This is a genomic window from Collinsella aerofaciens, from assembly GCF_040926185.1.
GTDB lineage: Bacteria > Actinomycetota > Coriobacteriia > Coriobacteriales > Coriobacteriaceae > Collinsella > Collinsella aerofaciens_BC.
This window is the reverse complement of sequence record NZ_JBCOIQ010000032.1, coordinates 1-7724: the sequence shown is the minus strand read 5'-3', so window position 1 is coordinate 7724 and position 7724 is coordinate 1. Positions and strand designations below refer to the sequence as shown.

The 7724-nt window shown below is 58.8% G+C and carries 1 protein-coding gene; it reads left to right on the top strand.

Annotated elements, in window-relative coordinates; all coding sequences use genetic code 11:
* Positions 1–696: 696 nt before the first annotated feature.
* A partial coding sequence (locus AB5750_RS09590) for a Spy0128 family protein (RefSeq protein ID WP_368154994.1) occupies positions 697–7724 on the top strand: 7028 nt, incomplete at its 3' end.

Sequence of the window (7724 nt, the reverse complement as noted above, 5' to 3'; positions counted from 1 at the left end):
CGGCGTTCAGCATCAGGGTAGCGCTGCGACGCGGAAATCGCGCGCCGTTGCCGCGCCCCGCAGTGCCCGCTTCCCCCAAGGACAATTATCAGTGCAGGTAGACAGCCTGCCGTTTTTCAAAAAATGAAGGTATGGATGAGGGTCCCGACTTTAGCCCCGTAATTCGGCATAGTTTTGAAATGGCACCATATCCGTAACAGCCCTTGATCTCCTGCGGACGGAGGAAAACGGACCATTTTGGCCTTGCGATGGCTGCCGCGTGACCCGTCTGCCACGAAATGGGCCCATCTACTACGTTTAAGCCGCTGCCCTTAACCATGGCGAACAACGCAAAAACAAAACAGCAGGTAGAACGCCTGCGGTTTTTAGTAAAACGTGGGTATGGTCAGGGGTATCGGGTCAAACGTAGTAGATGGGCCAGTTTCGTGGCGGGCATCGCCAGCTGATTCCCCGGGGACGGAGGAAAACGGATCATTTTGCTCCCGCAAGGCCCCACATAGCGCCGTTTGCCGCTGTGCGCGCTCACGACTGTTGAGTCGCACCCGTTTTCCTGCGAAAACGCCGTGTCTCAACTTTGGTGAGACATTTGTCTCACGCCCAAAACAGAATCTGGAACATGTGTCACCTGCCCAAATTGTGTCTCATTTCGTAACTTTAGGCTGTTGCAAGGTCTGAGACCGCGAGAAGGGAGACGCGATGAGTAAGTACACGAGGGGTCTCTTGGCGGTGATACTGGCCGTAGTGCTGGTGTTGCCGGCTGCGGCATTTGCCATGCTGCCCGAGGCCAACGCCAGGTCCAGCACCGGAATGGACGGACCGACGGTGAGCGGAAAGATAGTCGACCCTGACACCACCGGCCGCTGGCAGTACTGGGCGTCGGGCGGCGAGCAGGACCTGACGACACGTTATGTAGGCCGAATCTGGACGGACAAGACGGTCGAGCCAGCGCAGGACGAAAAGTCCGACTTTGTGACGACGCTCTCCACGATGTCTTCGACTTCTGACACAACGTCGCTGGTCACTAAACCGCTCGATATCGTGATGGTGCTTGATGCCTCCGGGTCGATGGATAATGACATGGGTGACAGCGATTCGACCAAACGCATCGACGCACTCAAGGCAGCTGCCAGTTCCTTTATCGACACCATCGCCGAGCAAAACAAGAGCATTAAAGATACGAATAAGCGGCATCAGGTTGCCATCGTTAAGTTTTCGGGTGCAAAGAAAAACGAGATCGGCAACGATACGTATCGCGATCGTCAGGGATACACGCACAACTACTCGCAGACCATGAAGAGCCTGACGCCGTGTGTTGATAGCGCTGCGACGGAACTTAAGAATACGGTCGGCTACATCGAACCTGCCGGTGCCACGCGGGCTGATTACGGCCTTGAACTTGCTCGCGACATGTCGGGCCGCGAGGATGCCCAGAAGGTAGTTGTGTTCTTTACGGACGGCACGCCCACAGACGTCAGGAACTTTAACCCTACGGTTGCCAATAATGCCATAGTCGCCGCCAAGAAAATGAAGGGGAAAGGCGCTACGGTCTACACCATCGGCATTTTTGATGATGCGAATCCCGCTGACGAGCCTACGAACTACTGGACGAGCGACGAAAACAAGTTCATGCACGCCGTGTCGAGCAACTATCCAAACGCCACGTCCTACACAACCAATGAGCTTGGTAAGCGCACCGAGAATTCCGATTTCTACAAGGCTGCGTCGAATGCCGATGAGCTCAAGAAGGTGTTTGATGATATCTCGAGCTCTATCACCTCGGGCAAGGGCTCTCCCACTCAGATCGAGGATGGTTACGACGAGAGCAAGTCCGGCTACATCACCTTCAGTGATGAGCTGGGCGACTTTATGCAGGTCGATACGTTTGTCAGCGCTCAGATTAATGGCGTCCCCTTTGATGAAGTGACCAAGACAACCAAGGGCAATACGGACACGTACGAGTTTTCGGGCGTGGCCAAGGACCTGGTCATCACCGTCGAGCGCTCTGCCAATGCGCAGCAGGGCGATATCGTGACGGTTAAGATCCCCGCATCGCTGATTCCGCTGATCCGCTATCACGTGGACATGGAAAACGGGATCTTTGAGCGCACGTCGCTCAATGACATCAAGCCTATTCAGATTAAATACACCTCTAGCGTCAAGGACGAAGCACGCAACAACCTGTTTACGCCCGATAAGGTGCTCAAGAAGTATATCGATGACCACAAGGACGCCGACAACCAGACGGTCTACTTCCTGGCCAACAAGTGGTCGGGCGGTGAGCTGGGCGATGTTGTCGCCGAGTTTGAGCCCGCCGATACCAACAGCTACTATTACTTCCAAAAAATCACGCCTATCTACACGGACAAGGAATGCACCCAGCGCGCGACGGTAAAGCCGCAGGGCAACGACGTCTATTACTACAAGGACGAGTTTGTGGCGATGGGCGCAAACGGCAAGCCGAAGGACGACTATGCCGTTGTGGAGTTTGAGGGGCACGAGATCGCCAGCTACGACGGCGCTCTGGTCAAAGATGACGGCTATTGGTCCTTTAATAAGGGAACCGCGCGCTTGGCCCATATCGACCAGCTGCATACCACCAAGGACGATGTGGAGGTGAATGGTAACAAGACCGAGACCGCGCGCGACGTGCTTAACCCCAGGTGGAATGACCTTTCCTCCGTTGCGACTTCCACGCACGTGCATTCGCACCTGGGCAACAACGGCAAGATTATCTTTAGCCTTGCAACCAAGCCGACAACGGTGGATACCAAGACTGACTTTGGTCTGACCAAGGTGCTCGAGGGCCGCAAGTGGGCGGATACGGATGCGTTTGAGTTTGAGCTCTCCGCGACGTCCGACAACAATGCCCCGATGCCCGACCCCGCGACCGTAACTGTGACCAATGCCGATCTCGACAAGGGCAAGGCAGCCATTAACTTTGGCAAGATTACTTATGCCGAGCCGGGCGAGTACACCTATGAGGTCCGCGAGGTCAAGGGCGACGCCGGTGGCATTACCTACAGCAAGAACGTTGCCACGTTCAAGGTAGCTGTGACGGTTAACGCCAAGGGTGAGCTTAAGGCCGACGTTGAAAAGACCTCGGGTGAGACTAAGTTCACGAACATCTATAGCGCCAAGACGGAAACCCCGCTGACTCTTGAGGCTACCAAGGCGCTCACGGGGCGCCTGATGGCCGATGACGAATTTAAGTTTGCGCTGAGCTATGCGGGGCACGACGAGGTTCTGCTGGATGCAACCAACAAGGGTGGCAGGGTTGAGTTCGGTCCGCTGACGTACACGACCGAGTCGCTTGCCAAGCTGGTCGAGGAAGACAAGGCGTCGTTTGACGCTAGCTCAGACAAGCCCACGTGGACCATTCGCTACATTGCTGCCGAGCAGACCGGCGAGCTGCCTGCGGGCGTGAGCACTACCACGGCGGCAATTGACGCATATGTGACCGTTGTCGACAACGGCGATGGTACCCTGACGGCGACGGCTGTCTACGGCGATGCCGGCAACGAGTTTGTGAACGCCTACACTGCCGCGCCTGTCGAGGTATCGCTTGTGGGCAAGAAGAATCTGCAGGTTCCTGATGGCCTGACCCCGGCTGACATTGCCGGCAAGTTCACCTTTACCGTGACCGGTGAAGAGGGCGCACCCATGCCCACGAACGCGAGCGCGACCAATGATGCCAAGGGCAAGGTCGACTTTGGCAAGATTACCTTTACGCTCGACGACCTTAACAAGGCTCTGGGCGAGAAGCCCGAGAAGCGCGAGCACACCTTTACCTACACCGTGACCGAGTCCGGCGAGGTCGCTGGCGTGACCAACGACGCCAACGCCACGCGCAAGGTTTCCTACACCGTGACCGATGACGGCAAGGGTAATCTGAGCGTATCCCACAAGCCAGACGGCGATGTGGCATTTACGTTCACCAATGCCTATAACGTGAAGCCTGTCGAGGATCGGATTACCGCGACCAAGGTCCTGACCGGGCGCGACATGACTGAGGGCGAGTTCTCCTTCGAGCTCGTCGAGGGCGAGGGCAAGGACGCCAAGGTCGTCGCCACCGGCAAGAACGCCGCCGACGGCAAGATCACGATGAGCGCCGTGAAGTACGACAAGCCCGGCAAGCACACCTACACGCTACGCGAGGTCAACGGCGGAACCACCAGCAAGGGCGTCACCTACAGTGATGCCAAGTTCACCATCGTGACGACCATCACCGATAACGGCGACGGTACGCTCAGTGCCACGCATGTTCTGAAGGACGTCAAGGTTGCCGAGTTCAAGAACTCCTACAACGTGACCCCCAAGAGCTCCAGCGTCACCGAGCAGATCACCGCGGACAAGGTCCTGGACGGGCGCGACCTCAAGGCTGGCGAGTTCCATTTCGAGCTCGTCGAGGGCAATAACGTGGTCGCCACCGGTACCAACAATGCCGACGGCAAGATCGTAATGGATCCCGTCACCTACACTGCGGCTGGCGAGCACACCTACATACTGCGCGAGACCAAGGCCGACACCACCGAAAACGGCATTACTTACAGCACCGCTGAGTACACTATTGTGACCACCGTCAAGGATAACAACGATGGCACCCTCAGCGTGGAGCACAAGCTGCAGAATGTTGACAAGGCGACCTTCGAGAACGCCTACACCGTAACCCCCAAGAGCTTCAGTGTTACTGATCAGATCACGGCGACCAAGGTCCTGACCGGGCGCGATCTCAAGGAAGGCGAGTTCTCCTTCGAGCTCGTCGAGGGCAACGATGTTGTCGCCACCGGCAAGAACGACGCCCGCGGCAAGATCAAGATGAGCCCCATCGAGTACGCCGCTGCCGGCAAGCATACCTACACGCTGCGCGAGGTCCCGGGCGACGCCAACAACGGCATCACCTACGACGGCAGGACCTACACCATTGAGACGACCATCACCGACAAGGGCGACGGCACGCTCGAGGTAAAGCATGAGCTGAAGGGCGCCGACGAGGCGAAGTTCAACAACGGCTACAAGCCGAATCCTGACGAGTTCAGCGTCACTGACCAGATCACCGCGACCAAGGTTCTGGACGGCCGCGACCTCAAGGACGGCGAGTTCTCCTTCGAGCTCATCGAGGGCGAGGGCGAGGACGCCAAGGTCGTCGCCAAGGGCACCAACGCCGACGACGGCACGATCGCCATGGACAAGATCACCTACACCGAGGCCGGCAAGCATACCTACACGCTGCGCGAGGCCAACGGCGGAACCACCAGCAAGGGCGTCACCTACAGTGATGCCAAGTACACCATCGAGACCACCATTACGGACAATGGCGACGGCACACTCAAGGCCGAGCACGTCCTGAAGGGCACCAAGCCCGCCGAGTTCAAGAACACCTACAGCGTGACCCCAATCGACGCAGAGCTCGACTTTGACCTGAGCAAGGCCATCGACGGTCGCGACTGGACGGACTCCGACAAGTTCAGCTTTACCATTACCGCCCCCGATGGCGCCCCGCTCCCCGATCCTGCGACCGTAACCGTGAGCAAGCACGATGCGAAGGACGGCATTGCCGCCATCAAGTTCGGCAAGATTCGCTACACGGCCACCGGAACCTACACGTACGAGATCCGCGAGAACGCGGGTAACGCGGCCGGCATGGCGTATGACGGGCATGCCGCGACCGCCGAAGTGACCGTGACTGAGGACGGCGAGGGCAAGCTGACCGCCAATGTCACCAAGAAGGAAAACGGACGCTTCACCAACACGTACCGCACTGAGCTTAACTACACCGCCGCCGGCGGCCTCAAGCTCAGCAAGAGCCTCTCCGGACGTCCTATGACCGAGGGGCAGTTCACCTTTACCGTGACCGCCGACGAGGCCTCGGCCAACGCGCTTGGCCTGCTGCCCGGAGCCAACAACTTCAAGTCCCCTGCGACGGCAGAGGCAACGGTCGGCCTGATTGACATCCTGGCTGGCCATGAGGTCAAGTTTACGCAGGCTGACGCCGGCAAGACCTTCACGTACACCGTAGCCGAGAAGAATGACGGCAAGCCCGGTTACACCTACGACGACGCCGTGCGTACCGTGACGATCGCCGTCGCCGATGACGGTGCCGGTACGCTTACCGCCACGACGACCGTCTCCGGCGGTCCCGAGGGTACGCATACGACGGTCCACAAGAGCGGTGAGAACAAGGTCGAGAGTGCCCTGGTCCCGTTCCACAACAGCTACAGCGCTACGACCAACACGCCTGGCGGCACCGCCGCTCAGGTCGTTGCCACCAAGACTCTGACCGGCCGCCCGATGGCCGACGGCGAGTTCTGGTTCGGCATCGCCTATCAGGGTGAGCTTGTGGCATACGAAAACCTCAAGCCCAATATCGGCGGGCACGTGAGCTTTGATACGCTGCACTACGACACTAAGATGCTTGCTAATCTTGAGGCTGCTGGGCTTGCTTATCGTACCGATAAGGACGGTAAGCTCGCCTGGACCATTAACTACACGGCCTACGAAGATTTATTCGGGCTGCCGAATGGCGTTTCCGCTACAACGTGGAGCTTTGGCTTTAAGGTTATCGTCGTCGACAACGGTGACGGTACCCTGACGGCAACGGTCGACTACGGCGGCGTCGAGCCCTTGTTCGAGAACGTCTACGGCGCCGACGCCGTGGATGCCGCGCTCACCGGTACTAAGAAGCTCCAGGTTGCCGAGGGCCTGACCCCGGCCGACATCACGGGTAAGTTCACCTTTACCGTGACCGCCGACGAGGCAGGTGCCCCGATGCCCGAGCGCACGACCGTAACCAACGACGCAGCCGGTAACGTGGACTTTGGCAAGATCCACTTTACGCTCGAGGACCTCAACCGCGCTCTGGGCGTGAAGGCCGATGCTTCTGACGACGCATCGAGCGATGCCGAGGCCAACGCCGACGAGGCCGAGGTTGACGCCGACGCTGCCGACACCGACGAGTCCAACGACGAGTCCGAGCCTGCGGCCCCCACCGCTCCGCGCTCGCACACCTTTGCCTATACGGTGACCGAGACCGGCAGCGCCCCTGGCGTGACCAACGATGCCAACGCCACGCGCAAGGTTTCCTATACCGTGACTGACGACGGCGCCGGACATCTGAGCGTCAAGCGCGAAGGCGACGACGGTGCTGCCTTCACGTTCACCAACACCTACAGCGTGACGCCTACCGATTCGTCCGTGACCGATCAGGTCAAGACGGTCAAGCGTCTGACCGGCCGCGACCTTGCAGCTGGCGAGTTCACGTTTGAGCTGCTCGAGGACGGTGCGGCTGTCGCTAGCGGTACCAACGACGTCAACGGTAACGTTACGCTGAGCCCGATCCGCTACGAGGCACCCGGTACGCACACGTACACGCTGCGCGAGGCTTGCCCCAACGCGCTCGGCCTGTACAAGGGCGTCACCTATGACGGCACGACCTACACCGTCGTGACCACCGTCTCCGACAACGGTGACGGCACGCTGACCGCGACGCACAAGCTCGAGGGAACTACCGAGTCGGCTGGCTTTACCAACAAGTATCACGCCATGCCCACGCAGGTTTCCATCGGCGCCATCAAGGTGCTTGAGGGACGCGAGCTCAAGAAGGACGAGTTTAGCTTTAAGCTCGTTGGCGAGGACGTAGAGTCTACGGTTACCAACGATGCCGACGGCAAGATCAACTTCGACAAGTTCGAGTACGACGAGCCCGGTACGTACGTCTACACCATCAG